The following is a 24,032-nucleotide window of genomic DNA, read 5'->3' as shown; positions in this document are numbered from 1 at the left end:
TTCGCGCTGCTTAACCAATGATGCCTGGCGTGGGGTGTTTTCCTCAGCGCAAGTGCCGATTAACCAAATCCCAATACCCAAGCGCAAGGGGGCTGCCCATGCTTGCATCGCCCGGACGACCTACGCCCTGGCGACCAATAAAAACAATGAGCGGGAACCACTTTTCATGCAGAAGCATCCCTTGGCGCATGCGTGCGCGTTCACCTGCGTTGCACCCATGCTGGCCCTTCCTGGCATCGCCCAGGCCGACTTCCTTGCCGACAGCAGTACCACGCTCGGTTTGCGAAACTTCTACTTCAACCGTGATTTTCGCCAAGACAATGCACCACAGTCCAAACGCGAGGAGTGGGCGCATGGTTTCATGTTCAATGTTAAATCCGGCTATACCGAAGGTCCGGTCGGTTTTGGTGTTGACCTGTACGCGGCGCTCGGGTTGAAACTGGATTCATCCGCTGCCCGGGCGGGAACCGGGCTGCTGCCTAACGCGTTTGGCAATGCCGGGCCGGACGAGTACAGCGACCTCTCGGGTGTGTTCAAGGCCAAAGTGTCAAAAACCGAGCTCAGGGCGGGGGGCTTGATGCCCAAATCCCCCGTGCTGCTGTCCAGCGATGCGCGCCTGTTGCCACCATTATTTAACGGTGTCGCCCTGACGTCGACTGACGTGGACAATCTGATGATTGATGTCGGGCAATTTCGCAGCGTCAACTATCGCAACGCTAGCGCCAATGACGATGACTTGAGAGCGGGCAACTTCACTGCCAGCAGTGATCGTTTCGATTATGCCGGTGCTTCCTACGCCTTTGGTCCCCAACTGACGGCATCTGTCTGGCGGGCGGAGCTGGAGGACGTCTACCAGCAGAATTACTACGGTTTGGTGGCAACTCACACGCTGGGCCGCTGGAAGCTTGGCGGCAATCTTGGGTATTTCGATTCTGCTGACGCCGGCGCCCAACGGGCCGGCGAGATCGATAACGGCCTGGTTTCGGTGCTGTTGTCGGCCAAACTAGGTGCCCATACCTGGCGTCTCGGCTTTCAGGATAACCGCGGACGTTCACCGTTTCCTTACCTGCAAGACGCTGACCCAAACGTCGCAAACGTGGTGCAGATCCTGGATTTTACCCGCGCCGACGAACGCTCCTGGCAAGCTCGCTATGACGTGGACATGGCTGCGTACGGCGTGCCGGGCCTGACCTTTCTCGCGCGCTATCTGCAAGGTGACGGCTTCGATGTGGCGGGTAGCAGCGGCCAGGAGTGGGAGCGTGATCTGGACGTGAGCTACGTCGTCCAGAGCGGACCGCTGAAAAACGTCGGGGTGCGCTGGCGCAACGCGATGGTGCGCTCGGATGCCCTGGGGGACTTGGACGAAAATCGCTTGATCCTGTCGTACACCTACGCGTTCAGATAACGTGAGTTGACCTTCCGCACACAACCAAAAAAAAAGGACCATCAGAGGCTGATGGTCCATTGGCGGCAGCGTTGACCGTCAGCTGTTAGCGACGCTGGCCAGGATGTTGCGAGCACGTTGGATCACCGGCGCATCGACCATCTGCCCGTCGAGTTGAAAGGCGCCGGATTGATCCGAACCTGCCAACACCCGACGAGCCCAATCCACCAGGGTGGGGGTTGGCTGTAAGGCCCGATGCACGACTTCGACCTGGCGAGGATGAATACACAGCATGCCCGCGAACCCTTTGTTTTGCGCGCTTGCGGCGAAATGCTCAAGCCCGTCAGGATCGTCGATGCGCGGATAGACCGTTTCCAGCGGTGGAGCCAGCCCAGCGAGGCGACTGTGCAGCAGCAGTGCGAAGCGTACCGAGTCGAGCATGCAATCGGCGCCAGCGGAACCGGCCACGAGGCCCAGGTCCAGACTCATATCCAGACCACCGTAGGTCAGCCGCTCAATCCCGAAAACCTGCGCTACCGCCGGCAGAGCCTGCACCCCCAGGGCGCTTTCAACAATCGGCCAAACCGGCCGGCCAGTGGCAGCGACGCGAGCCACTTGTTCTGCGCTTTCCGCTTTCGGGAGCATGACGCCGCAGACCCCGGAGCGCTCGGCGCAGAATGCTAGATCAGCAGCATGCTGCGTGTGGCTCGCCATGTTGATCCGTACCCAGACTCGGGCCGTGGGTGTGGCCTGCAAAAACTGCCCAAGATTTTCCCGAGCCAGGGCTTTGTCCGATTCCTGAACAGCGTCCTCGAGATCCACAATGACCGCGTCGGCGCCACTGGCCAGCGCCTTGGCGAACCGTTCGGGCCGGTTGCCAGGCACAAACAGCGCCGAGCGCATCAGTTTGCCATTCATGGCTTCGCTCCTTAGAAACTGCGTGGCAGTTCGAGCAGATGCTCGGCCACGTAGGACAGAATCAGGTTGGTGGAGATTGGCGCCACTTGATACAAACGGGTCTCGCGGAACTTGCGCTCTACGTCGTATTCGCAGGCAAAGCCAAAACCGCCGTGGGTCTGCAGGCAGGCGTTGGCCGCTTCCCAGGAAGCCTTGGCCGCCAGGTACTTCGCCATGTTGGCGCTGGCTCCAGCGTTCTTGCCGCTGTCGTATTCCTCGCAGGCGCGCCAGCGCATCAGGTCGGCCGCTTCAATCTCGACATGCGCTTCGGCAATCGGGAACTGTACGCCCTGGTTCTGCCCGATAGGCCGACCGAACACCACGCGATCCCGGGCATAGGCACTGGCCTTCTCGATGAACCAGCGACCGTCACCGATGCATTCGGCGGCGATCAGCGTACGCTCGGCGTTTAAGCCATCGAGGATATAGCGAAAGCCTTTGCCCTCTTCGCCGATCAGGCTGTCCAGCGGCAGCTCGAGGTTGTCGAAGAACAGCTCGTTGGTCTCATGATTGACCATGTTGGCGATGGGCTGGACGGTCAGGCCGTTGCCGATGGCTTCGCGCAGGTCGACGAGGAAGATCGACATGCCCTCGGACTTTTTCTTGACCTCGGCCAGTGGTGTTGTCCGCGCCAGGAGGATCATCAGGTCGGAATGCTGCACCCGAGAGATCCAGACCTTCTGCCCGTTGATGATGTACCTGTCACCCTGTTTGACCGCGGTGGTCTTGATCTTGGTAGTGTCGGTGCCGGTAGTGGGCTCGGTCACGGCCATCGATTGCAGGCGCAGCTCGCCGCTGGCGAGCTTGGGCAGATAGTGACTTTTCTGCGCGTCGCTGCCGTGTCGCAACAAGGTGAACATGTTGTACATCTGCCCATGAACCGTGCCCGAGTTGCCCCCGCAGCGGTTCACTTCTTCAAGAATAATAGAGGCTTCGGCCAGACCAAGACCGGAGCCGCCATACTCGGCGGGGATCATCGCCGACAACCAGCCGGCGTCAGTCAGGGCCTTGACGAAAGCTTCGGGGAAGCCTTTTTCTTCATCGATCTTGCGCCAGTAAGCCGTATCGAACTCGCTGCACAGGGCGCGCACGCCTTCGCGAATGGCGTTGAAATCTTCGTTGTGATTGGGATTCATCATAATTCCTATGGAGTGAAGTAAAACTCAGTCGAAGGCGACGCTTGCGCGCTGGCTGATACCGGTCCCATCACCGGCCCACAGGTCGGCGAAACCGCTTTGGGCATGGTGACCCCCCACCTTGAAGTCGGCGGGAGCGATCAGCGGGCGGATGCCTCGAAACGAAAATTGGCGAACCCGTGCCAACGGGTTGGCCTGCACGAAAGCCGCCAGGTTGAGGGTGGCGGTCAGCGGGCCGTGCACGACCAGGCCGGGATAGCCCTCGTCACGAGTGACGTAAGGCCAATCAAAATGGATGCGGTGGGCGTTGAAGGTAGCGGCTGAATAGCGGAACAGCAGCAGGGGGTCAGGGCTGATGGTTTCGCACCACTGCATCTCGGGAAGCGGATCTCCGGCGCCGAGCTTGGGCGGGTTCGGTTCGCGATAAACGATGTCTTGTTCTTCGCGCACGCACAATTGCTCGTCTTGCCATAGATCATGGCTGAGCGTGACAAAAAGCAGTGATCCAGTGCGGCCGCTTTTTTCCTCAATGTGCTTGATGGTGGTATGACGGCTGGCGGCTTCACCGACTCGCAGTGGGTGCAAGAACTCGACCCGGCTACCGGCCCACATGCGGTTTCGTCCATGCGCAGGTGGCATGAATTCACCCAGCGCCGGGTGACCGTCAGGGCCGAGCTCGCGTTGTTCGGCGCAGTCATCAAAAAAACACCAGTGCCAGAGCCAAGGTAGCTCCTGGCCCTCGGCGGGTGCCGGGGTATTGAACATCGCGGCGATACGCCGTACCAAAGTGAAGCTGAAGTGGTCATCCCGAATCTGCGTTCGGCCCACCCAGTTACCCGGTTCGAAATCTTGCATGCTGAGCATTCCCTGTTGACTGCAGTTGCAAACAGGATGAAGGGGCGAGGGGAGGTCGGGAATTTGCTTTTGCGTAAGTCAGTGTGAAGCTTTGCCTAAGGCTGTGCAGAGGGTGCAACACGGTCTTCCAATCTTTGAAATGGCCGGCAACGGCGCGGCCGATCATGCTGATCCCGGATTACGTGGGAGCAGGCCGCCATCAACACATTTCTGAACACACGCCAACAGGCGCTTTCGTTGTTTGCGAGCAACGGCTACACCAACGTCAGCATGCGCGAGCTTGCCTCGGCGCTGGGGATCAATTGCGGTTCAATCTACAACCACATAGAGAGCAAAGAAGCTCTGCTGTACGAGTTACTTGAAGAGCTGCTGGGATTACTGCAGAGCAAGGGGGCGATGATTCAGCGCAAAGTCAGTCCACCCAACCGGCTGCGCAAGATCATTGAAATGCACCTGAGCCTGCAGGACCGCATGCCATGCCATTTCCAGCTACTGGAGCGAGAGTGGCGACACCTGAATGAGCCTTGGCTCAGTCAAGCCGACAGCCTTCGCGCCCGCTACGAACAGGTCATCGCGGCAGCGGTTGGCACTTCGGCATGCGATCGAGTTCGCGCAAAAAGTATTGTCACGCTCCTCAATCAAACGCCCAGCTGGCTGGCTGCGTTAAAGCTCACGGCACGCGCCCGCCTGGATCTGATCCATTCCATGGTGGCACTGATTCTTGCGCAAGCGCCTTGCGATTTGCCAGGACCACTGAGTGGCGCTGCAACAGGCAAGAGTCATTAGCGAAAGGAGAAGGCCGACTTCCAATAACGAAAATGGGCACATTCACAGGACTGGTTCATGCTCGACTCACTGTAAAGCACCCCCCATAACAATAAGGATCAGCGCCATGTTCTCCTGGTATAGAAGCGGTACACCGCGTGAGAAAAAGACCTTTTGGGCCTGTTATGCAGGATGGGCGCTGGACTCCTATGACATGCAAATGTTCAGCTTCCTGCTGCCTACGTTGATTGGCATCTGGGGGCTGACAAAAGGCGAGGCAGGCGTCATCGGAACATCGGCTTTGCTTTCCGCGGCGCTGGGAGGCTGGATCGCGGGAATCCTGAGCGACCGCTTCGGTCGGGTACGTATCCTGATTTTTACGGTGTGCTGGTTTACCTTCTTTGGCGTGGTAGCGGGGTTTGCGCAGAATTTCGAGCAGTTATTGGTCGCCCGTACGCTGCAAGGCCTGGGGTTCGGCGGCGAGTGGGCCGTTGGCGTTGCGCTGATGGCCGAGGTTATCAACCCAAAAAACCGTGGCAGGGCGTTGGGTTTCGTGCAGTCCGGTTTTGCCTTGGGATGGGCAGGTGCGGTGCTGATCGTCACTGGGATCCTGGCCTATTTCCCCGCTGATTACGCCTGGCGGCTGGCGTTCTGGGTGGGGGTCGTGCCGGCTCTGGTGGTGATCTTCATTCGACGCAACGTCAAAGATTCGGAAGCCTTCAAACAGTCCCAGAAGCTGGACACCGACAAAGCTTCTATTGGCACCGTGTTCTCCGCCAAATACGTCAAGGTCAGCGTGCTGGCGAGCCTTTTGGTGATCGGTTTGCAGGCCGGATGCTATGTGATTCTGGTCTGGACACCCTCGCTGATGGCTGAGCGCGGTGTCGTTTCCGGATCGCTCGTCCGGACGATTTTGATCATGGCATTCGGCAGTCTTTGCGGTTTTGCCGCTACCGCCTACATGTCCGACCGCTTGGGCAGACGGCCCACGTTGATCATGCTGTCGTTGGGCTCCTGGATTGTCACCGTGGCGTACATGTTCGTGCCGCTCAACCCTGTGATCGCGCATGTCATGGGTTTTCTGGTCGGTGCATTGGCCATCGGGATGTTCGCGGCGCTGGGGCCCTTCCTTAGCGAATTGTTTCCGACCCAGGTGCGCACCACCTGCATGGGGTTCTCCTACAACGTTGGCAAATCGGTAGGTGCAATGGCTGTCACAGGCGTCGGCCTGCTGGCCGCCAAGTACGGGCTCGCGCAATCCGTGGGCGCCTTCTGCCTGGGTGCCTACGCAATCGCGGTATTTGCCCTGCTGCTGCTACCAGAAACCAAAGGCGTCCGGCTGGATGACGTTGTTGAAAATGAAGCGGACGTCGCCCCGCAACCAATGCTCGAACCACGGACTTGAAGGGTGTTCAAATGATCAGAATTGTGTACTTGCTGGCTAAACCTCAAACCATGAGCGATGAGACCTTCAAGCAAGAATGTGTGCGCCACTTTGAAATGAGTGCAGGGATTCCGGGATTGCACAAATATGAGGTCAGGCTTGTGGCGGACAATCCCAGCGACACTCACGTACCGTTTCTGGATGTGCCGGCTGTACACGCCATAGGCGAGTGCTGGTTCCGCGACCAATCCGACTATGAGCTTTACATGCAAGCCGATATTCGAAAGGCCTGGTTCGAGCACGGCAAAACGTTTATCGGCGGACTCAAGCCGTTTGTCACGTGCGAGATAGTTTGAAGGCTATGGGGCCGGGATCTTGCGAATTCAGATCAACGAAACATCCTGAGCGAGCACAAGGCGGAAGAGTCATTCAATTCTCCCGCCTTATTCGCTCGCTCTGATGTTCTTCAAACAGCCATGTCGGCCTGGCGTAAGGTAGCTAAACCGGCATCTACGGATTTCTCAAGGGTAAAGCCTTTGTAACTCGAGGTGCTGATATCGGTAATGACCTGTTTGTTTCGTCGACCGTGCCCGAGTGCGTAAAGCATGCGCGTGCTGATGGTTGCTGACAGGTTTCCTGAGTTGCCCGTGCATGAATTACGACTGATATTGGCCCCCGGGGGAGTTGAGTGAGCCAGGGGAGGCGTTGGTAGGATTGATCAGGTATGGCTTTGAGTGTTAACGCATGGGATCAGTAGCGAGCGACTGCTTCGGGCCGATTCTGTTGAAAAAGTCGGATTTTCAGATCGCCTGAACTCAGGCGCGACTACCACCGGAGAACCTACTCACCACACTGAGTGGTTTTTCGGCCCTTCGGTGACCTTTGCTGCTCTGTTATTGGGTTAATTTGAGGTTTTTTGCTTGGTGCAGGCGCACCTATCCCGTGACTGGTGGTCCCTTGAGACATGGATGCGTCGGGTCCAAACGGCGTGGGTTTCTTCCGCTTATTTTTCCACAGAATAAGTCTGTGCAAAAAGAATTGCTGTTGAGATATCAAGCGATATGGAAGCAAACGACTTCATCAGCAAGGATGGCGGCAGTGCCCAGTCCCACTTTTCTCGCAGCATGTTTTCTACCTCCGAAAGTATCGAGTCTAGATCAGCAGCATCCAGGCTCCCGACTTCCTCCAGCGCCATTTGGGTTCGATTGATGTCGGCATCAACCTCGATGGCAAGGCCTGCGTTATCACAAGAAAGGCCGACATGATTGAATAACAAGCGCAGTGCATCGTTGGCATGATCACCTAGCCAGCTCATCAAATAGCACTTACCGCCCGACTCAACTATGTAGCGCTTACCAAGGCCAAGTGAAACAAATGTCTTTCGAGCCTCATCGAGAAGCTCTTGAGCCACTTGATCAATAAAAGGGCAGGGGAGTGTGTCTGCCAAGACGGCTCGCATCTCTTGGCGTACGTTGTCATGCACCATCGCACCCAGACCGTCGAACTGAGGAGGGGCACCACCGCGTGCTGCTGAAACGATGATGACTTTGGACTGGAGATCAACATCACGAACCTGCCACCTCCGGCCTCCGAAAATAATGCGCTGATCCTTGGTCAGTGGACGGCTTACTGGCACAGATCCCAGTGCCCTACCATCGCATACAAGGCGAAATTCTTCGTCGCTGGTGAATGCGCTGTAGAACTCATAGTGGTTGATCAATCGCTCTCCAACCGTCCCAGGAAGAAGCAACCCTGAGCTGTCCTGAACAATGAGCTCGTGCTCGCCGAGCGCCTTGAGCAACTTCACAAAGTCTGGTTTTTCAACTTTTGGAAATGCTCCCTCAGCAATCAAACTTTTCCAGAGATCTGTAGCAGATGCACCGCCGCACTGGGCGATCACTGAAAGACATTGTTGAACGAGGGTGGACGCGTGAATGCCTTGAGCCCTGGGAGGTTCAAACCACCCCTTGGCCAGCAGTCGAACCATGGCAATGGTTTGGACCAAGCCTTGGCGCAGTTGATCCGAGAGGCTCGATCCATCTTTGAGTGGCGATTCCTTGCAGTAAACGCGCAGCGTTGCTTTTTCTCCTGGGCGCCTTCCCGATCGCCCTAGACGTTGTCGCAGACTCGCCACCGATGGTGGGGCACCAATCTGCACGACTGTTTTGATGCTGCCGATGTCTATGCCGAGCTCAAGCGTCGTGGTGCAAATCGCGGATGCTGCATGAGTCCCTGCCTTGAGAGCATGCTCTGCTTGCTCACGCAAGTCCTTCGAAAGGCTACCGTGATGAGGCCAGAATTCGTTAGGCACGCCGTCTTTCTCGCAGCGCCGTCGCAGTTGATCTGCGTACCATTCAACCTGAGACCGGCTGTTTGGGAAAATCAGGTTGTTACTGCCGCGTAACACCTTGTAAAGATGATCAGCGATCGCGAAGTCTGGGCTTGCCTCGTTCTCTGTCTCGTCTTCATTTTCCGCCTGGCCAGAGAGCTTTACGGGCTTCTTCTTGAGCTCGCTCATGGGTGGCTGAATGTGACCACGAACTTGCACTTGGAGAGTCTGGTTGGAGCTTTTTGATTCAATGACGGTAACGCCATCGGCATTTCCCGAGCGCAAAAATTCCGACGCCATCTTCATATCGCCGAGGGTGGCTGAGAGCCCGACTCTAGGGAGACGGTGCCCGGCAACAAGTTCTACCCTATGCATCAGTGACTGAAGTTGCTTGCCTCGTTCGCTACCGATGAACGCATGCAGCTCATCCACGACGATATAGCGCAGGTGCTGGAACACCCCGCCAAGACTAGAACCGCGGTTGACGAACAGGGCTTCAAGGGATTCAGGAGTGATCAGAAGCACCCCCTCAGGGGACTTCAAAAAGCGATGTTTTTTGCTTGAGGAGATGTCCCCGTGCCAAGCCACTACGCGAATCTCAAGCTGCTCACAAAGACGGCTTAACCTGTCCCACTGGTCGTTGATCAGGGCCTTGAGCGGGCTGATATACAGCACCGAACCGGGTGGATCATCACGATTCAGCAAATTGGTGAGTATGGGAAGAAAAGCAGCCTCGGTTTTGCCTGCCGCTGTTGCTGCGGCGATGATGACATCCTGATCGGCATCCACCAGAACAGGTACCGCCCATTCCTGGGCGTCGCGCAAGGAAGTCCAGCCTTCCGCCCAAACCCATCTCTGGATTCGGGACTCAAGTTGATCGAAACCCGATGACTCAGAGTGTGAAGGTGGCAAGTTCATCGTCCGCATCGACTTTGGTATCGTCTTCGCCGCCTGAGTCCCTGGCGACCTCGACAGCTCCAAGCAGCATTCGCCAATCGGCGCCCGGGTTTTGCTCCAAGATGGCGAGCAGGTTGATGAACGCTGTGATCGTGGTACGTGGCGTGCGGAAGTAAGCTTCTCCCAGGCGCTGATTACAATGCGCCATGAACAAGGGGAGCGCTTCGTCAGGTAGTAAGTATTTTTCGACATCCCCGCCAGCGTATACGTGACGAAGTTTCTGAAGCAGCACGTAGAAGTCTTCCGGGGTCAGGCTGGTCAGGCGAATGACCGGCCCCGACAGATCCACCAATCCTGATTTTGCAAACGAGTTCTCGGCCAATCGAGATTGCAGGGCAGGGTAGCTGAATAGCCCCCGACGAGTGTCCATCAAAAACTCAGGCGTGCCACCTAAAACGAAACCAAGCCCTTCGGACGATCCCTGCAGAGAGTCATTGAGGATACGGAGGATCTGTTCGTAATTGGCATTACGAGCTTGGGTATTGGCCAGTTTGTAGAGGTTGACCAGTTCGTCGAGGCAGATCATCAGACCGCCAAAACCTGCAAGTCTGACGAATCTCGACAGGAGCTTGAGCTGATCGTAGACGGAGGCATCATCAATGATGGTTCGTACGCCCAAGGCTGCTCGGGCATCAGTCTTAGTGGTGAACTCTCCACGCAACCAACGGATGGCGTCGGCCTTGAGCTGCTCGTTGCCTTCTTCGAAACCTCGGCAATAGGCGGCAATCACCTCCGCAAAATCATACCCGTTGACCATCTCGGTCAGCTCGGCCAAGTGAGCACGAATAACAGTCTCGCTGTCTGTACCCGCCGCCTTGGCTTCGGTTTTGGCCTGAGAGATGAATTTCTCAACAATGCCTTGCATAGCCCCACCGTCGGGCTTCGTACGCGTCGACATGTTTTTAGCCAACTCGGAGTAAAGCGAACGTGCTTGTCCACCCGTGGCATGTAATCTGCGATCTGGGTTCAAGTCGGCATGCATGGTGACAAGCTTGCGCTCCATGGCAATGGCTCGTACTAGGTTCAGAAAAAACGTCTTGCCTGCACCGTACTCGCCAATGACGACTCGAAATGCCGATCCACTTTCAACCAGGCGATTGACGTCCTTGATCAGTGCATCTAGTTCGCCTACCCGGCCAACCTGAATCAGGTGTTGGCCCACGCGAGGAACGACGCCTGCGCGTAGCGACTGGATGACCGCATCGCGATCCTTGGCTCTGATAGTGCTCATAGGGCTAACTCTTCCAGAATGTCTGTATTGATCTCGACAGGGTCATCACCCTCAGTTACGGGCATGTCGAAACGTTCAAAAGCCATGTCGTTAATTTGTTCCAGGGCACCATCGAGCATCAGCTCCATGTCGCTGGCGGCAGCTTCAAGTTCGGAGCGGCTCCACTCAGGGCGTGAGACCAGCAACCGAAGGAATGCGGAGTGTTCTAAATCGAGACCATCAATGTCTGCACTCGATTCTTGTATTGATACTGCCTCATCGACCAACTGCTCCGGTTCGTCAACTTGGTCCTCGGTGAAGACTTTAGCAAGGAGGGCGGAGACCTCTGCGGTTTCTCGTTGCAGTTCTGCAATGCGCTCGTGATCAAGCACGAACCCTTGATTCGCAGTGGCGGTGATCGGGGTACCAGGCTCGGAACGAGGAATGCCGGCTTTTGGTTTTACGGAGGCAATACTTGCTCCAGATGCAGCACCGTGGAGATCGCTGTACAGCAACTGACTGTCTAGCTGCAGGGCCTTGTAAACGCGCTCAAGAAGTTTCACTTCCAATGGGTTGACGATGCCATCAGCTTGCGCCAGATGGGTCAGGAAGCTCGCAATCGTGCGTTTGGCTTCGACCGTTAGTGGGTCGAGTTTTTTCTTCAGGCTGGCCAGCGTTGGTGGTTGCTGGATCTGGATTCGCAGGTGTGCTTTAAGGCGTTTGCGATGGGCCACACTCAGGTGATTCCAGGAGTCGATGTGTTGAGCAAGCAGCGTAATTTCCTCAGTGGAGGTATCACCATCGGCAGCAGCCACAGCACTAGCAAGGTCGAGCGTCACCGAAGCAGCATTGTAAGCTGCAGAAGCTCGCAGTGATCCGTCTTCTGGTTGAGTCACGAACAGCGCGATTTGATCCTCTGCCTTCGGTGTCTTACTGCCAGCCAGTACGTCGGGTTCAATACCGATGTGAAGCGATTCGAATGCGCGGGCAAGTGCAAGTACTTTGTCGCGGGACAGGGCGCCGGCGCTCTTGAACCGGCCTGCGAGTTCGCCAAAGCTCATGACAATCAGGTCGTCGCCAATTCTGAGCTGAAGCTCGTCCAACTCTGTACGGGCTGCTGTCGGCCAGAGAGCGACGGGAAGCTGCAAAAGACCTTCGAGAGCTTCTGCGCTATCAGGGTTGCGGCCCAAATATCGGCTGTAGGGTTCAAGCTCGGTAGTGCATAGCTCAACCAGCAACTGCAGGCTTTTTCGTGTACCTGACGTGGCCAGGACATCAGGAAGGTCACCCAAGCTAAGCGTGGGGGCCATTAAGACCGCGGAGGCCGGCCTATAACTGGTTTTAAGTTTGGTCTTGTTCTGCGCCAGGACAAGACCCTTAGGATGGGCGCTTGTGTACTTAAGCTTGAACAGTCTCGAAAAGACATCCTTGCAGCGAGTCACGGGCGTGCGTTTGCTGATGTTGGGGTCAGCTAACGCCCAGGCTAATGCCCAATCGGCATCAAGGGGGCGCTTGTTGGAAGCGAATTGCCCCAGACCTACGCGCAGTGGTAATGGCATCTCGTAGCTATACGCGACAACGTTGGGAGGTGGGCCAAGGTAAAGGTCTGGATCGATCTTGGTGTTGCTCAGGTAATCCAGAAAACCTTCCGCATATCCCCTGAACGACCTATTTTCCCCATAGATATTCAATAGGCGTCGGACTTCTTCGACGATCAAAGGAAGCTCAGCCTTGGCGCTCGGATCACTCATTGCGTCAACGAGCGCTCGACGTTCCAGACCGTAGAAATACAAAAAGACGTAGCCAGTGTCTGCCAGTGGGTAACGACGACCACCCTCCAGCCATTGAAGGTATCCACGGCGAGCCTCTGACGTGATGGAGTGGAAACTGGGCCAATAGGACATCAGCCGTTCTTCTAGATCGACGTGTGTCTTTGCGATACGGAGCTTGGGGTTAATCAGTGAGGGTTCTCCGGCATCGTGCCGGACACCTAGTACGCTGCCCATATAGAACATGCCACCGGGAACTGTAAAACCGGAAACGGTGACTGATTCACCTGCTGGCACCCAGCGAGCATCAGATTTTTGCGTTCTCGCATTTGGAATTTTGAAGGACTTTGAAGGTTCTGAGCCGAGTTGGACAGTGTAAAAATCTGAGGTTTCCTCAGCGCCCATATGGCGCCCTGATACCTCGCGCATAGAGAAAGTGAGGCCAGATCGTTGATGCTCCCGCAGATGTTCCGTATCCGAAATGGCCACTGACAATTGCTCTGCATGGCGCCTTGAGCGACGAACCAGCAGCCAAAAAACCGCGGCAACGCAAGCAATAACACCAATGGCGATCCAAGCATTTTTCGGGATCGATGCGACTGCGCCGACGGCCAGAGCGAAAATGATGAGGATGCCGTTACTTGTGGAGTTTTTTGCTTTCTTCCTTGCCATGAGTCGTTTCAACCTTGAAAGATGGGTGCTGGCGCAATGGCAGTATCCGATAAATGGCCTACGAGAACCATGGGCAGAGGAACGTTATTGATCGGAAAATTTTGCTTGCGCACGAAATAGCTACAATCATAAAAAGTAGCTTCTCAGCAGGAAGCGCGAAGATCATCCCCTCCATTGCTAATAGCTGCGATTCATTGTGGGCAGTTATCGGCCAGAAGTCGAAGCTCACTAGTCGATGATGTCAGCCCGTTCGCAAAGCTTGGATTGTTGCGTTGGCCATCTCTTCTCGACTATAGCGACAGTACCTCGAGTTATTTGATGATAATGTCGGCCATAAAATGGACTCCCCCTACTTTTACCCCCACAAAAACGCTGGCTCTTGATGGACGTTACTGGACTCTCCTAGAGCAGAACACCGCTGGAGCTCAAGCAAATACTGGCTCAGAAAAATCCATAGTAAAATTCCGGAAGCTTTCAAGAAGTATGAAAAAGGAGATGGGGTGCTAGGGGTCGAGTGTTCGAATCACTCCGTCCCGACCATATAAATCAAGGGGTTGCGAGACTTTATCTCGCGACCCCTTTTTATTTTCGAGCGTTTTTGCCCCTACAAAACGACTGGCTCTCGGTGGAATCTTTACCAACACCACCTGGGGTTACACCCTAAATTGTTGGCTTTCTCGGGGAGTTGGTTACCTTCACGGCACAGCTTTTAGCCTTAGGAGAGGTGCAATTGCAGAGTGTTGACGTGTGCATGGATATGCACATATAGTCGGTTGCATGACTAATCGAATCCTTAACCGAACCCGCGCAATTGACGCTGCAATCGAGTCTCTCGATGGCGCTTTCTTCAAGGCGCTTTGCGAGCCTTCGCGTGTAGCTGTGCTCAAGCGCGTGATGCAACTGGGGCGCGCCGACATCGGAGAGATTGCGGAAGCACTGCCCCAGGAACGCTCAGTTGTTTCCCGGCATCTGCAAGTACTGTTAGAGGCAGGTATCGTCCGCGGTAACAAGGTCAGCAGGCAGATGTTCTACGAGGTGGATGGTCCGGCAGTGGTGACACGCCTCGAAGCCATTCTTCAGCATATGAAAAGCCTCGCCCCATTCTGCTGCCCAGGTACGTCCGGATAGTTTTTTTTGCTCTGTAGTGTGCATGAGTGTGCATATATGAATGTAATAAATGAAATCTTGGATGTCATTGTGATCGGTGCAGGCCAGGCAGGATTAGCGTGCGGTTGGCACTTACAGCAGCAAAACCTTAGGTTCCTGATTTTGGATGCTGAGCGGTCACCGGGAGGGAATTGGCGCAATTACTACGACAGTCTGAAGCTTTTTTCTCCAGCTGCTTACTCGTCATTGCCAGGCATGCGCTTCCCGGCAGAACCTGATCATTACCCGCTTCGTGATGATGTCGTACGCTATCTGGAAGACTATGCAAAGGCATTCAGATTGCCAGTTCGTCAGTACACCCGCGTGCAGCATGTACGAAGGGAGCGCGAGCTGTTTCAGCTTCAAACGGACGATGGAGAAATTTTCTGCTCCAGGGCGCTGGTCGTGTGTACGGGGGGATTCAATCAGCCGTTCATTCCAGATATTCAAGGGCTTCAGGGCTTTCTCGGGCGCAGTTTGCACAGCGCGGAATATCGAAATGCCGAAGGCTTTGGTGATCAACGAGTGGTTGTGGTCGGTGCTGCGAACTCGGCTGTTCAAATTGCTTATGAACTGGCCCATGTGAGCAAAGTCGTGCTGGCAAGCAGGGAGCCAATTCGGTTTTTTCCACAAAAGATACTGGGTTCGGATTTTCATGCGTGGCTGAAATGGTCGGGGTTGGAAAAGACCCGTTGGTTGAATGACCAAAGTACGCCGGTGCTTGATGACGGGATCTATCGTCGAGCCCTTAAGAAAAAGTTGTTCGAGCGTAAGCCGATGTTCGAGGCGATAACACCAACCGGCGTGATCTGGGCTGATGGGCAGCACACTGAAGCCGATAGCCTGGTGTTTGCTACCGGATTTCGCCCGAACTTGGAATTTTTGAGCGGGTTGGAATGCCCAGGCGATGAATATTGGGCTCATCGTAACGGGCAGGCCGAGCACCTACCTGGGCTGTATTTTGTCGGTCTGCCGAAGCAACGGAACTTTGCTTCAGCGACCCTCAGAGGTGTCGGCCAGGATGCGTCTTACATCATGCCCAGCTTGATGCGATTTGTCCGCGATATGCCTGTTTAGAAGACAACTTGGCAGTTGACGAATCTCAACCGCAGCAACGTTTAGTCAGTGCGTCGAGTCGTTGGAAGGCGCCAGCTGGCGATGAAGCACAGCAAAACCAAACCGCACATAACGACAAGCAATGCCGAGGCTCCAAAGTTCTGCAAAACAAATGCGGCGGCTATCGGGCCGCAGGCCTGGGCCACGAGTACCGGCCTGGCGAGAAGCCCCATTCTCGCTCCGTAGCCTTGCGGGCCAAACAGCGCCAAGGGGAGGGTGCCGCGAGCGATCGTTAGGATGCCGTTGCCTGCGCCGTAGAGTGCGATCGCCACGAAGGCCATCCAGGGCATCCCTGAGATCAATAATCCCAACCCGACCAGGCATAGAAACACACCGACCCGCGCTGACCAGGTCGGGTGGAGATTTCTGCCTATGGAAAACTCTGCCACCCGTGCCAAGACTTGCGAGGGACCAATCACCATGCCGATGGCCAAGGCCACAGCGGTCGCGATTCCCAGTTGCTTGAGGACATTAAGCAGGTGTACTGAGATACCTGATACCACCAGCGCCAGAACCGTCAGCATGGCGCCAATCAATAAGAATAGATAATTGGTGGTCTTGGGGTGAAGCTCGGACGCGCGGGGTGATTCTGTTATGACGGGGTGGGGTGGTTGTTTTGTGCTTCCTGGAATCAACAGCGAGTGGATGGGTAGCCCAATCAAGAGATGAGTAGCCGCGAGAACAAAGCAGGCGTTTCTCCAGCCGATCCAACTTTCCAGTCCTGCGATCACCGGCCAACCTATGGTACTGGCGAATCCACCTAACAAGGTCAGCCCGGTAATTGACGTTCGAGCCCCTTCGCCGAAAAGACGTCCCAGGGTTGAGAAGGCTGCGTCGTATAAACCCGCCGCCATGGCAACACCGATCAACGTCCAGGCGACATAGTAAGTGGCAATGTTGCCCGCCAGTCCCATCAGTAGCATGCCGAGAGCCAGCAGCAGTGAACTGGCCGCTAGGACAGAGCGTCCGCCGTGGCGGTCAATCTGACGACCAACGGCCGGCGAGGAAGCTCCCGCTACCAAAAGTCCCCAGGACAGACCGCCCACCACATTGGTGATGGACCATCCCGTCTCTTTGGCTATCGGAGGCGCAAGCACTGCGGGCAAGTAGTAGGTCGAGCCCCAGGCGAGAATTTGAGTGAAACCCATCGCCCATACGAGTCTGGAGCGATTGATCGGGGGATGAATCTGTTCTGGAGGTGTCATGACCGACGTGCTCATTTTTTTGTTGTCAGTAACAACAAGCTATCGCCTTCCTTTGGTCATCGTCAACCGAGAGATCGGTGTTGACGATTCCGAGATACCAGGATTATTGTTGCAGCTAACAACTAATTTGTGACGGTTATGACGAAGCGTAAAAACGATCAGTTGACTCAGGATTCCGAGGACCTGTACGAAGTGTTGAATCAGTTAGTTCGCGTCCATCAGTTCCGTGATCGTGATCGGATCTGCTGTTACGACGTATCTGTAACCCAATGCTATGCCGTCGAGACTCTGGTCAAAAGGGGCGCACTGCGCCTTCAGGTCTTGGCGGAAGAAATGTTCTTGGACAAGAGCACGGCGAGTCGCGTGATCGATACCCTGGAACGCAAGGGGTATGTGTCCCGAGTTGAGGATGATGAAGATCGGCGTGCGGTGCGAATTCAGGCAACGGATGCTGGACGTGAGCTATACGAGAAAATCAGAGCTGACCTGATTGCAGAGGAGCGAGCGATGATCGATAACCTGTCAGCTGAAGCCAGGCAGGGAGCGCTGAGTTTGCTCAGGCAGATCACGCGGGCCACGGAGATTCGCTGCGGGCTCGTGAGTGAGTGCTGCCCAGCCGTGAAGAGCAAGGAATGAAAGGGAAGAATTTCCCTTTTTTTGCCAATAATGTTGTTACTGCCAACGTAATGGGGCTCCAACAATGCGAGTTCGTGTAGCTGAACCCAGCGACACTGTTTCAATAGCCGCCATCTACAACCAGGGGATCGAGGAACGTAGCTCTACGTTTGAAACGACTCCTCGAAGCCCGGCAGACATGCTTAATCGCATCAACTCCATGGAGCGTTATCCAGTGTTGGTCATGGTCGATGAGACGGGTCAGGTTGTTGGATGGGCAGGACTCAGTAGTTATCGCGCTCGTGCCTGTTACGACGGCATTGCAGATTTTTCCATTTACCTGGATCGCAGTGTTCGCGGCCAGGGGCTCGGTAAGCAGTTACTTCAGTCACTGCTAGAAGAAGCCGAAGCTCGTGGATTCTGGAAAGTTCTTTCACGCATTTTTACCTTCAATCACGCCAGCCTCGCATTGTGCGAAACCTGCGGTTTCCGCCAAGTTGGGGTGTATGAAAAACACGCCTGTCTTGAAGGACGCTGGCTCGACTGCGCTATTGTCGAGCGCCTGTTCCCGAACAATCAGCCAACCTGAAGAAGGAGTTGATCATGGATAACACTCACCTTCCCGTCGCCATCATTGGAGCTGGTCCGGTGGGCCTGGCGGCAGCCGCTCACCTGCTGGCCCGAGGTCTCACGCCGCTGATTCTGGAGGCTGGCCCGAAAGTGGGGTCCAGCATTGAAGAATGGGTGCATGTGAAGATGTTCTCTTCGTGGCAGTTCAATGTGGACAAGGAGGCGGCAAAACTTCTACTGGCCGATGGTTGGACTCCACCACCGGAGAACGAGTATCCAACGGGTCGTGAACTGCTGGACCGGTTTGTTCGACCTCTCGCGGACCTCGAACAGATCAAGCGTCACTTGCAGCTCAATACCCGTGTTCTGGTAGCCACTCGCGTCGGTCAGGATGTGATGAAGACCCAGGGCAGATCGGCAGCTCCTTTTTTACTGCGTGTCACAGGGCCAACGGGTGAACAGGATGTGCTGGCCAGTGCTGTCATTGATGCCTCGGGCACCTACCTGACACCGAACTGGATGGGCGCCCATGGCATCCCTGCCTTGGGCGAGATCGAGCATGCAGTACACATCGCATATGGCATTCCGGAGGTACTGGGCCGTGCCCGGAATCGCTATGCCAACAAAAGAGTGCTGGTGGTGGGTGGTGGTCACTCCGCTTTTAACGCTCTCCAGGATCTGGTGCGACTGACTCAGGAGGCGCCGCAAACCAAAGTGCTCTGGGCGATCCGGGGTAATTCTCTTGAGCGCATTCTCGGTGGTGGTGCGAATGACCAATTGGAAGAGCGCGGAAAACTCGGCCTGAAGATTCTCCAGTTGCTGAATGACGGCGTGATCGAGTTGTTCAGAAACGTCGCTATCGATCAGGTCGCAGGCAATGGCCAAGGACTGGTCGTGAAGGCGGGAGAGCAGGTACTTCCAGCTGTGGACGAACTCATTGTGGCGACTGGATTCCGCCCAGACATGAGCCTGCTCGCGGAGCTGCGTGTCGCACTCGATCCTGCTACCCAAAGCTCAATGTTGCTTGCTCCAATGATTGATCCCAACGAACACAGCTGCGCGACGGTCAGGCCTCATGGCGCGGTAGAGCTGGCCCATCCTGAAGAAAGTTTGTTTATTGTGGGGATGAAGAGCTATGGTCGGGCGCCTACGTTCTTGTTGATGACGGGGTATGAGCAGGTGCGGTCTGTCGTCGCCGCATTGGCGGGTGATTGGGATGCGGCCAAGAGGGTTGAGCTGGTTCTCCCGGAGACCGGCGTATGCAACTCGGACTTGGATGAAGTCGATGATCGCTTGAAGGTTTCGGCAAGTCGGACGTCTTGTTGCGGCAATGGAGGGGCGACTTCTGATGATGCACCACGTAGCTCGCCAAGTTGCTGCAAAGGCTAGTGCACATCAACCAAGACCTGCCCCCTGCGACGGGGTGAGTAGGTCCACGTGTTTATTTCTTCAGCGTGCTCAGATCGTGCGAGATACGTCCGCCCGTATGCATTCGAGCTGACCAGTCATTGCGTTGCATCTGATAACGATTGCATCGGATTGACCAGCACCTTTCGTGATCATGATCGGCAAAAACAGCCGTTCACCGCTGCTCGCGCAAGTCCCCGTGCATCTAGCTAACCTCGCCAAAAAATTCTAATTATTAAGGACGGCTTTTCAAGATCTCGGATCAAGTATAATGTAGCGGTAACTACAAAATAATTAGTAATATCTACATGAATAATTGGCTGGCATTGATTCTCGGTTTACCCACCGCTAACGCCACCGAGCGCATGCGAGCCTGGCGTGCTTTGAAAGCATCAGGCGCAGCAGTTTTGCGCGATGGTGCCTATCTGTTGCCTGATATCGGTGTCTGTCGTGAAGCTCTGGTGGCTGTTGAGCGCGACATCCTGTCCATCAACGGCACTGCTTACATCCTGCCTGTGGTCGATCTGGATAGTGAACGCTTTATCGAGCTATTCGACCGTAGCGATGATTACAGCAAGCTACGCGTAGAGATCGAAAAGTGCCGTGGACAACTCAATCCCGAAAACGCATTGGCCACCACCAAACAAATTCGCAAACTGCGTAAAACCTACGATCAGCTGACCAACATCGATTACTTCCCAGGTAAGCCGAAGCAGCAGATTGACTCAGCCTTGCAGGAGCTTGAGACGGCCGTCAGCAGAGCGTTATCTGCGGATGAACCCCATAGCCGATACCAGCTTATAACGGCACTGAACCGTGGCGACTATAAAGGTCGTGTTTGGGCAACCCGTAAGCGTCCGTGGGTTGACCGTCTGGCTTGTGCCTGGTTGATTCGGCGCTTCATCGACCCCCAAGCCAAGATCCTCTGGCTCAACAGCCCAACAGACTGTCCAGCAGATGCCTTGGGTTTTGATTTCGATGGGGCGACCTTCAGTCATGTCGGCAATCGCGTGACCTTCGAAACCTTGCAAGCCAGCTTTGAACTTCAAGAGCCCGGCCTAAACCGCATTGCCGCGCTAGTCCACTACCTCGATATCGGCGGCATTCAGCCGGTGGAGGCTGCCGGCATCGAGCGCGTGCTGGCAGGACTGCGCGAAACCATTACCCACGACGACCATCTGCTGGCAGCTGCCAGTGCCATCTTCGACGGCTTGCTCGCCGGGTTTGTGAAAGAGGAACAACCCCATGAGTAAGGTTTCCGCATTGGCAGTTGACGAGGATTTGGCGAGGCCTGAGCCGATCAGTTTGCGTGAGGCGTTCTGGTTCTGGCTGAAGCTCGGCTTCATCAGTTTCGGCGGGCCAGCAGGGCAGATTTCGATCATGCACCAGGAGCTGGTAGAACGGCGGCGCTGGATCTCGGAACGACGCTTTCTGCATGCGCTCAATTACTGCATGTTGCTGCCAGGGCCAGAGGCTCAGCAGTTGGCGACCTACATCGGCTGGCTGATGCATCGAACCTGGGGTGGAGTGATTGCGGGGGCATTGTTTGTGCTGCCCTCGCTGTTCATCCTGATCGCTCTGTCGTGGATGTATATCGCCTTCGGCGAAGTGCCGGTGGTGGCCGGGCTCTTCTATGGGATCAAGCCCGCCGTGACCGCCATCGTGGTGCAGGCGGCCCATCGAATCGGCTCTCGGGCGTTGAAGAATAATTGGCTGTGGGCGATAGCGGCGGCGTCATTTATCGCGATCTTCGCGTTCAATGTCCCATTCCCGCTGATCGTGTTGGGGGCCGCGTTAATCGGGTATGTCGGCGGACGCCTGGCGCCCGAGCAGTTCAGAACCGGTGGTCATAGCGCCGCCAAAAAGTCCTTTGGCCCGGCCTTGATCGATGACGACACCCCATCCCCGGAGCATGCCCGGTTTATCTGGTTGAATTTGGCATCGCTCGCACTAATCGGCGCCGCGTTATGGGCATTGCCGATGGGGATCTTGACCTCCCTCTTTGGCTGGGAAGGTACCTTGACCCAGATGGGCTGGTTCTTTACCAAGGCCGCGTTGCTGACCTTCGGCGGGGCCTACGCTGTGCTGCCGTATGTTTACCAGGGCGCGGTCGGTCACTACGGTTGGCTGACCCCGACACAGATGATCGACGGGTTGGCTCTAGGGGAAACCACCCCGGGACCGCTGATCATGGTGGTAGCCTTTGTCGGTTTTGTCGGAGCCTATGTCTCGCAAGTGTTCGGTGCCGATCAGGTGTTTCTGGCTGGAGCCGTCGCAGCCTCTCTGGTGACCTGGTTCACCTTCCTGCCTTCGTTCCTGTTCATCCTCGCGGGTGGCCCTCTGGTGGAGTCGACCCATAACGAACTCAAGTTCACTGCACCACTCACCGCCATTACCGCCGCCGTAGTTGGGGTGATCCTCAATCTGGCGTGCTTCTTCGGCTATCACGTGCTGTGGCCAAAGAGCTTCAGCGGCACCCTCGACTGGCCCTCTGCACTGATCGCCATTGCCGCGGCGATTGCCTTGTTCCGCTTCAAGCGGGGCGTCATTCAGGTGCTGATGGCTTGCGCGCTCGTCGGCTTGGCGGTGCATCTGCTGCGCTAGAGAGCACGAATTGATTAACTGTCTCTGGCGGGCACTGGGTCTGCCAGATCACCCAGCCTACTGAGCTAGGCAGGAGGTGTTCCATGAGGTGGATTACCCGTGAACGACCCAAGATCGACCGCATCGCCTGCCCCTGGCTGATCACTCGCTTTATCGATCCACAGGCTGAGTTTTTATATGTGCCTAGCGGTGATGTGCTGCGGATTGCAGTGGAGAAAGACGCAGCCCCCTACGACATTCCCGGCGTTGAGTTTACGCATGAGGGCGAGTTGTGCAGCTTCGACGCGTTTCTGAAGAAGTACCAGCTCAGTGAGCCCGCCTTGCAGCAGCTGGCCAAAATCGTACGCGGGGCAGACACCTCTCGCCTGGATCTGACGCCGCAATCAGCTGGGTTGTACGCCATCTCGTTGGGGCTATCGCAGTGCTTTACAAACGACCATGAAATGCTGACGCACGGTCTGATTATGTATGACGCACTCTATGCCTGGTGCAAGGAGTGCCAAGGTGAATCGCATAACTGGCCTCCGCAGATGTGAAGAGGCCCGTTTGTGCAGAAGCCCAGACTAGAGCTGGGCTTTTTTACATTAGTGGCAGTGGTAGTCATTCGTTTTGTGGTTGCGATGGCAACCTTTTGCATCAGTGCCACCGCTATGCGCGTAAGCAGCCACGGACGTCATCGAAAGGACGGCGGCGATCAGAAGGGCAAATAGTTTCATCAGGCTAACTCCATGCTCATGTTGTTTTTAGGGTGAGTTCTCTCATCCTAAGCATGGTATGGCCAGTTGCCTCTATTTAATACTCGACTATCGCATTATGCATTTAGGCCTATCCAACCATGGGTGCCCACGTAAAGGCCAACTCCAATGATCAGCGCGCTGGACAGGTAAGGTGCACGACGAGCAACGGTGCCCAGCCATGGCCAACGGTTGGAAGCCTGTCTAGCGCCAATGGCCGCAGCAGCACCCACAGCCACCAAGGTGATCGCCAAGCCGATGCTGAAGCACAGGACGAGCATGCCCCCAAGAGCAACTTCTTTAACCTGAAGGCACAGCAGCAGGACGGTAATCGCAGCAGGGCACGGAATCAGCCCCCCAGTCAGACCGAACATGACGATCTGGGCAGTAGTGACCTCACGGTTGGTGAAGCGTTTACGGATATCGTTGGCATGCGCACGTTCATGCGCATCCTGATAGCCGTCAATCGACAACTCCAGACCTTCCAGTTCGGAATGCGCATGCCCGTGATCATGTTCCTGGTACTCCAGGTCATAATCATGGGAGTGGCCCGAATGCCCAAGACTCAAGCGAGCACTGAACTCATGAGGCTCGGGAATATCGACTGCCGACTCCAGGAAGCCTTCGCGCTCGACGAAAGAGAATGATTGCGTGCTGCTGTCCGGACGAGTCGTCATCAGGCGAATATCCGAGGCAGCCCAGGCGTGTCCGGTCAGTGTTTTCAGGCGCCAGTGCGGTGGCATGCCTTCTTCGAAGATCGACAGTTCGACACGGCCATGGCCGGTATCGATTCGGTGGGTTTCATCATGGTGACCATGGTCATGCGCGCCGTGGTGGTGATCATCACCTTGCTCGAACTTGAACATCTGCTCACCGCGCCAGGTACGCCACAGCATCCAAAGCGCAATCACGATGATCAGGGCGGAGGACGCGAGTTGGAAGTACGGCTCTGTGGTCTCGGCATCCAGACCTTGGCCCAGGTACATGCCGCCGATGGCGACCAGCCACACTACAGCGGTGTGCGACAGCGTCGCGGCCAAGCCCAACAAAACGGCCTGTTTTACTGAGCCGCGGATGGCCACGATGAAGGCCGCCATCATGGTTTTTGAATGGCCCGGTTCCAGACCATGCAAGGCACCGAGCAGAATAGCGCTCGGAAAATACAGCCAGGCGTGAGCCCCACCTTGTTGCAGCAGTTCAGCGAAGTTGGGCATGTC

General features: G+C 55.9%; 22 protein-coding genes. 13 read left to right on the top strand and 9 right to left on the bottom strand.

Features of this window, described 5'->3' with window-relative positions:
* Window positions 1–166: 166 nt before the first annotated feature.
* Complete coding sequence (locus RHM69_RS09220) at window positions 167–1,405, top strand: OprD family porin (protein ID WP_069557045.1); 1,239 nt, start codon at window positions 167–169, stop codon at window positions 1,403–1,405.
* 78 nt (window positions 1,406–1,483) lie between these two features.
* Here the strand turns inward: RHM69_RS09220 and RHM69_RS09215 are convergent, their stop codons facing one another.
* The 3 genes from RHM69_RS09215 to RHM69_RS09205 are packed head-to-tail and all read right to left on the bottom strand — an operon-like array spanning window position 1,484 to window position 4,332.
* Window positions 1,484–2,302, bottom strand: a complete 819-nt coding sequence (locus RHM69_RS09215) for an HpcH/HpaI aldolase/citrate lyase family protein (RefSeq protein WP_044275680.1) — start codon at window positions 2,300–2,302, stop codon at window positions 1,484–1,486.
* Window positions 2,303–2,313: 11 nt separating this feature from the next.
* A complete protein-coding gene (locus RHM69_RS09210) occupies window positions 2,314–3,477 on the bottom strand; it encodes an acyl-CoA dehydrogenase family protein (RefSeq protein WP_044275681.1) in 1,164 nt (387 codons plus the stop codon).
* 27 nt (window positions 3,478–3,504) lie between these two features.
* Complete coding sequence (locus tag RHM69_RS09205) at window positions 3,505–4,332, bottom strand: FAS1-like dehydratase domain-containing protein (protein WP_069557044.1); 828 nt, start codon at window positions 4,330–4,332, stop codon at window positions 3,505–3,507.
* A gap of 237 nt (window positions 4,333–4,569) precedes the next feature.
* Here RHM69_RS09205 and RHM69_RS09200 point away from each other — a divergent pair, with 237 nt between their 5' ends.
* From RHM69_RS09200 to RHM69_RS09190, 3 genes are all read left to right on the top strand, one after another.
* Window positions 4,570–5,118, top strand: a complete 549-nt coding sequence (locus tag RHM69_RS09200) for a TetR/AcrR family transcriptional regulator (RefSeq protein WP_235369491.1) — start codon at window positions 4,570–4,572, stop codon at window positions 5,116–5,118.
* 106 nt (window positions 5,119–5,224) lie between these two features.
* A complete protein-coding gene (locus tag RHM69_RS09195) occupies window positions 5,225–6,502 on the top strand; it encodes an MFS transporter (protein WP_044275684.1) in 1,278 nt (425 codons plus the stop codon).
* Between the two features lie 11 nt (window positions 6,503–6,513).
* Window positions 6,514–6,837: a 4-methylmuconolactone methylisomerase gene (locus RHM69_RS09190; protein WP_044275685.1), complete on the top strand. Its 324-nt coding sequence runs from the start codon at window positions 6,514–6,516 to the stop codon at window positions 6,835–6,837.
* Window positions 6,838–7,484: 647 nt separating this feature from the next.
* Here RHM69_RS09190 and RHM69_RS09185 read toward each other — a convergent pair.
* Genes RHM69_RS09185 through RHM69_RS09175 form a run of 3 tightly spaced genes read right to left on the bottom strand, consistent with a single transcriptional unit; the run spans window position 7,485 to window position 13,418 of the window.
* Complete coding sequence (locus RHM69_RS09185; RefSeq protein WP_083263044.1) at window positions 7,485–9,728, bottom strand: DEAD/DEAH box helicase; 2,244 nt, start codon at window positions 9,726–9,728, stop codon at window positions 7,485–7,487.
* Window positions 9,703–10,998 carry an ATP-binding protein gene (locus RHM69_RS09180; protein ID WP_069557042.1) on the bottom strand — a complete coding sequence of 432 codons (1,296 nt, stop codon included), beginning with the start codon at window positions 10,996–10,998 and terminating at the stop codon, window positions 9,703–9,705. The genes RHM69_RS09185 and RHM69_RS09180 overlap by 26 nt, the downstream gene beginning before the upstream one ends.
* Window positions 10,995–13,418 carry a TerB N-terminal domain-containing protein gene (locus tag RHM69_RS09175; protein WP_069557041.1) on the bottom strand — a complete coding sequence of 808 codons (2,424 nt, stop codon included), beginning with the start codon at window positions 13,416–13,418 and terminating at the stop codon, window positions 10,995–10,997. Before RHM69_RS09175 ends, RHM69_RS09180 begins: the two co-directional genes overlap by 4 nt.
* A 777-nt stretch (window positions 13,419–14,195) precedes the next feature.
* Between RHM69_RS09175 and RHM69_RS09170 the strand changes: the two genes are divergently transcribed.
* Window positions 14,196–14,546 carry an ArsR/SmtB family transcription factor gene (locus RHM69_RS09170; protein WP_069557040.1) on the top strand — a complete coding sequence of 117 codons (351 nt, stop codon included), beginning with the start codon at window positions 14,196–14,198 and terminating at the stop codon, window positions 14,544–14,546.
* Between the two features lie 36 nt (window positions 14,547–14,582).
* Complete coding sequence (locus RHM69_RS09165) at window positions 14,583–15,641, top strand: flavin-containing monooxygenase (RefSeq protein WP_069557039.1); 1,059 nt, start codon at window positions 14,583–14,585, stop codon at window positions 15,639–15,641.
* A gap of 41 nt (window positions 15,642–15,682) precedes the next feature.
* On the opposite strand, the gene RHM69_RS09160 is transcribed toward RHM69_RS09165, so the two are convergent.
* A complete protein-coding gene (locus tag RHM69_RS09160) occupies window positions 15,683–16,885 on the bottom strand; it encodes an MFS transporter (protein WP_069557038.1) in 1,203 nt (400 codons plus the stop codon).
* Here RHM69_RS09160 and RHM69_RS09155 point away from each other — a divergent pair.
* The 7 genes from RHM69_RS09155 (at window position 16,884) to RHM69_RS09125 (ending at window position 22,617) form a co-directional block, all read left to right on the top strand.
* The gene (locus tag RHM69_RS09155; protein ID WP_256557700.1) at window positions 16,884–17,018 is read left to right on the top strand and encodes a hypothetical protein; all 135 of its coding nucleotides are present in this window, start codon (window positions 16,884–16,886) and stop codon (window positions 17,016–17,018) included. The genes RHM69_RS09160 and RHM69_RS09155 overlap by 2 nt on opposite strands.
* A 5-nt stretch (window positions 17,019–17,023) precedes the next feature.
* Window positions 17,024–17,521 (top strand): MarR family winged helix-turn-helix transcriptional regulator, encoded by a 498-nt coding sequence (locus tag RHM69_RS09150; RefSeq protein WP_069557037.1) that lies wholly within the window; start codon window positions 17,024–17,026, stop codon window positions 17,519–17,521.
* Window positions 17,522–17,585: 64 nt separating this feature from the next.
* Window positions 17,586–18,089, top strand: a complete 504-nt coding sequence (locus tag RHM69_RS09145) for an arsinothricin resistance N-acetyltransferase ArsN1 family A (protein ID WP_069557036.1) — start codon at window positions 17,586–17,588, stop codon at window positions 18,087–18,089.
* A 14-nt stretch (window positions 18,090–18,103) separates the two neighbouring features.
* Window positions 18,104–19,459 carry an NAD(P)-binding domain-containing protein gene (locus tag RHM69_RS09140; RefSeq protein ID WP_069557035.1) on the top strand — a complete coding sequence of 452 codons (1,356 nt, stop codon included), beginning with the start codon at window positions 18,104–18,106 and terminating at the stop codon, window positions 19,457–19,459.
* A gap of 326 nt (window positions 19,460–19,785) precedes the next feature.
* Window positions 19,786–20,730 carry a chromate resistance protein ChrB domain-containing protein gene (locus RHM69_RS09135; protein ID WP_069557034.1) on the top strand — a complete coding sequence of 315 codons (945 nt, stop codon included), beginning with the start codon at window positions 19,786–19,788 and terminating at the stop codon, window positions 20,728–20,730.
* Window positions 20,723–22,081 carry a chromate efflux transporter gene (gene chrA, locus RHM69_RS09130; protein ID WP_069557033.1) on the top strand — a complete coding sequence of 453 codons (1,359 nt, stop codon included), beginning with the start codon at window positions 20,723–20,725 and terminating at the stop codon, window positions 22,079–22,081. Before RHM69_RS09135 ends, chrA begins: the two co-directional genes overlap by 8 nt.
* Before the next feature lie 83 nt (window positions 22,082–22,164).
* Window positions 22,165–22,617, top strand: a complete 453-nt coding sequence (locus RHM69_RS09125; protein ID WP_069557032.1) for a chromate resistance protein ChrB domain-containing protein — start codon at window positions 22,165–22,167, stop codon at window positions 22,615–22,617.
* Between the two features lie 48 nt (window positions 22,618–22,665).
* Here the strand turns inward: RHM69_RS09125 and RHM69_RS09120 are convergent, their stop codons facing one another.
* Both RHM69_RS09120 and RHM69_RS09115 read right to left on the bottom strand, forming a co-directional pair.
* Window positions 22,666–22,797: a YHYH domain-containing protein gene (locus tag RHM69_RS09120; RefSeq protein ID WP_139129456.1), complete on the bottom strand. Its 132-nt coding sequence runs from the start codon at window positions 22,795–22,797 to the stop codon at window positions 22,666–22,668.
* A 95-nt stretch (window positions 22,798–22,892) separates the two neighbouring features.
* Window positions 22,893–24,029 (bottom strand): nickel/cobalt efflux protein RcnA, encoded by a 1,137-nt coding sequence (locus RHM69_RS09115; protein ID WP_069557031.1) that lies wholly within the window; start codon window positions 24,027–24,029, stop codon window positions 22,893–22,895.
* Window positions 24,030–24,032: the final 3 nt, after the last annotated feature.

This window comes from Pseudomonas sp. CCI1.1 (assembly GCF_034348165.1).
In the GTDB taxonomy this organism is placed as follows: domain Bacteria; phylum Pseudomonadota; class Gammaproteobacteria; order Pseudomonadales; family Pseudomonadaceae; genus Aquipseudomonas; species Aquipseudomonas paracarnis.
This window is presented reverse-complemented; position numbering and strand designations above follow the sequence as displayed.

Coding starts and splice junctions, on each gene's coding strand:
- RHM69_RS09125 (WP_069557032.1), top strand. CDS start 22,165: ATGAGGTGGATTACCCGTGAACGACCCAAGATCGACCGCATCGCCTGC.
- RHM69_RS09155 (WP_256557700.1), top strand. CDS start 16,884: ATGACCGACGTGCTCATTTTTTTGTTGTCAGTAACAACAAGCTATCGC.
- RHM69_RS09140 (WP_069557035.1), top strand. CDS start 18,104: ATGGATAACACTCACCTTCCCGTCGCCATCATTGGAGCTGGTCCGGTG.
- RHM69_RS09145 (WP_069557036.1), top strand. CDS start 17,586: ATGCGAGTTCGTGTAGCTGAACCCAGCGACACTGTTTCAATAGCCGCC.
- RHM69_RS09185 (WP_083263044.1), bottom strand. CDS start 9,728: ATGAACTTGCCACCTTCACACTCTGAGTCATCGGGTTTCGATCAACTT.
- RHM69_RS09115 (WP_069557031.1), bottom strand. CDS start 24,029: ATGCCCAACTTCGCTGAACTGCTGCAACAAGGTGGGGCTCACGCCTGG.
- RHM69_RS09205 (WP_069557044.1), bottom strand. CDS start 4,332: ATGCAAGATTTCGAACCGGGTAACTGGGTGGGCCGAACGCAGATTCGG.
- RHM69_RS09165 (WP_069557039.1), top strand. CDS start 14,583: ATGAATGTAATAAATGAAATCTTGGATGTCATTGTGATCGGTGCAGGC.
- RHM69_RS09180 (WP_069557042.1), bottom strand. CDS start 10,998: ATGAGCACTATCAGAGCCAAGGATCGCGATGCGGTCATCCAGTCGCTA.
- chrA (WP_069557033.1), top strand. CDS start 20,723: ATGAGTAAGGTTTCCGCATTGGCAGTTGACGAGGATTTGGCGAGGCCT.
- RHM69_RS09135 (WP_069557034.1), top strand. CDS start 19,786: ATGAATAATTGGCTGGCATTGATTCTCGGTTTACCCACCGCTAACGCC.
- RHM69_RS09190 (WP_044275685.1), top strand. CDS start 6,514: ATGATCAGAATTGTGTACTTGCTGGCTAAACCTCAAACCATGAGCGAT.
- RHM69_RS09170 (WP_069557040.1), top strand. CDS start 14,196: ATGACTAATCGAATCCTTAACCGAACCCGCGCAATTGACGCTGCAATC.
- RHM69_RS09210 (WP_044275681.1), bottom strand. CDS start 3,477: ATGAATCCCAATCACAACGAAGATTTCAACGCCATTCGCGAAGGCGTG.
- RHM69_RS09195 (WP_044275684.1), top strand. CDS start 5,225: ATGTTCTCCTGGTATAGAAGCGGTACACCGCGTGAGAAAAAGACCTTT.
- RHM69_RS09160 (WP_069557038.1), bottom strand. CDS start 16,885: ATGACACCTCCAGAACAGATTCATCCCCCGATCAATCGCTCCAGACTC.
- RHM69_RS09175 (WP_069557041.1), bottom strand. CDS start 13,418: ATGGCAAGGAAGAAAGCAAAAAACTCCACAAGTAACGGCATCCTCATC.
- RHM69_RS09120 (WP_139129456.1), bottom strand. CDS start 22,797: ATGAAACTATTTGCCCTTCTGATCGCCGCCGTCCTTTCGATGACGTCC.
- RHM69_RS09215 (WP_044275680.1), bottom strand. CDS start 2,302: ATGAATGGCAAACTGATGCGCTCGGCGCTGTTTGTGCCTGGCAACCGG.
- RHM69_RS09220 (WP_069557045.1), top strand. CDS start 167: ATGCAGAAGCATCCCTTGGCGCATGCGTGCGCGTTCACCTGCGTTGCA.
- RHM69_RS09150 (WP_069557037.1), top strand. CDS start 17,024: ATGACGAAGCGTAAAAACGATCAGTTGACTCAGGATTCCGAGGACCTG.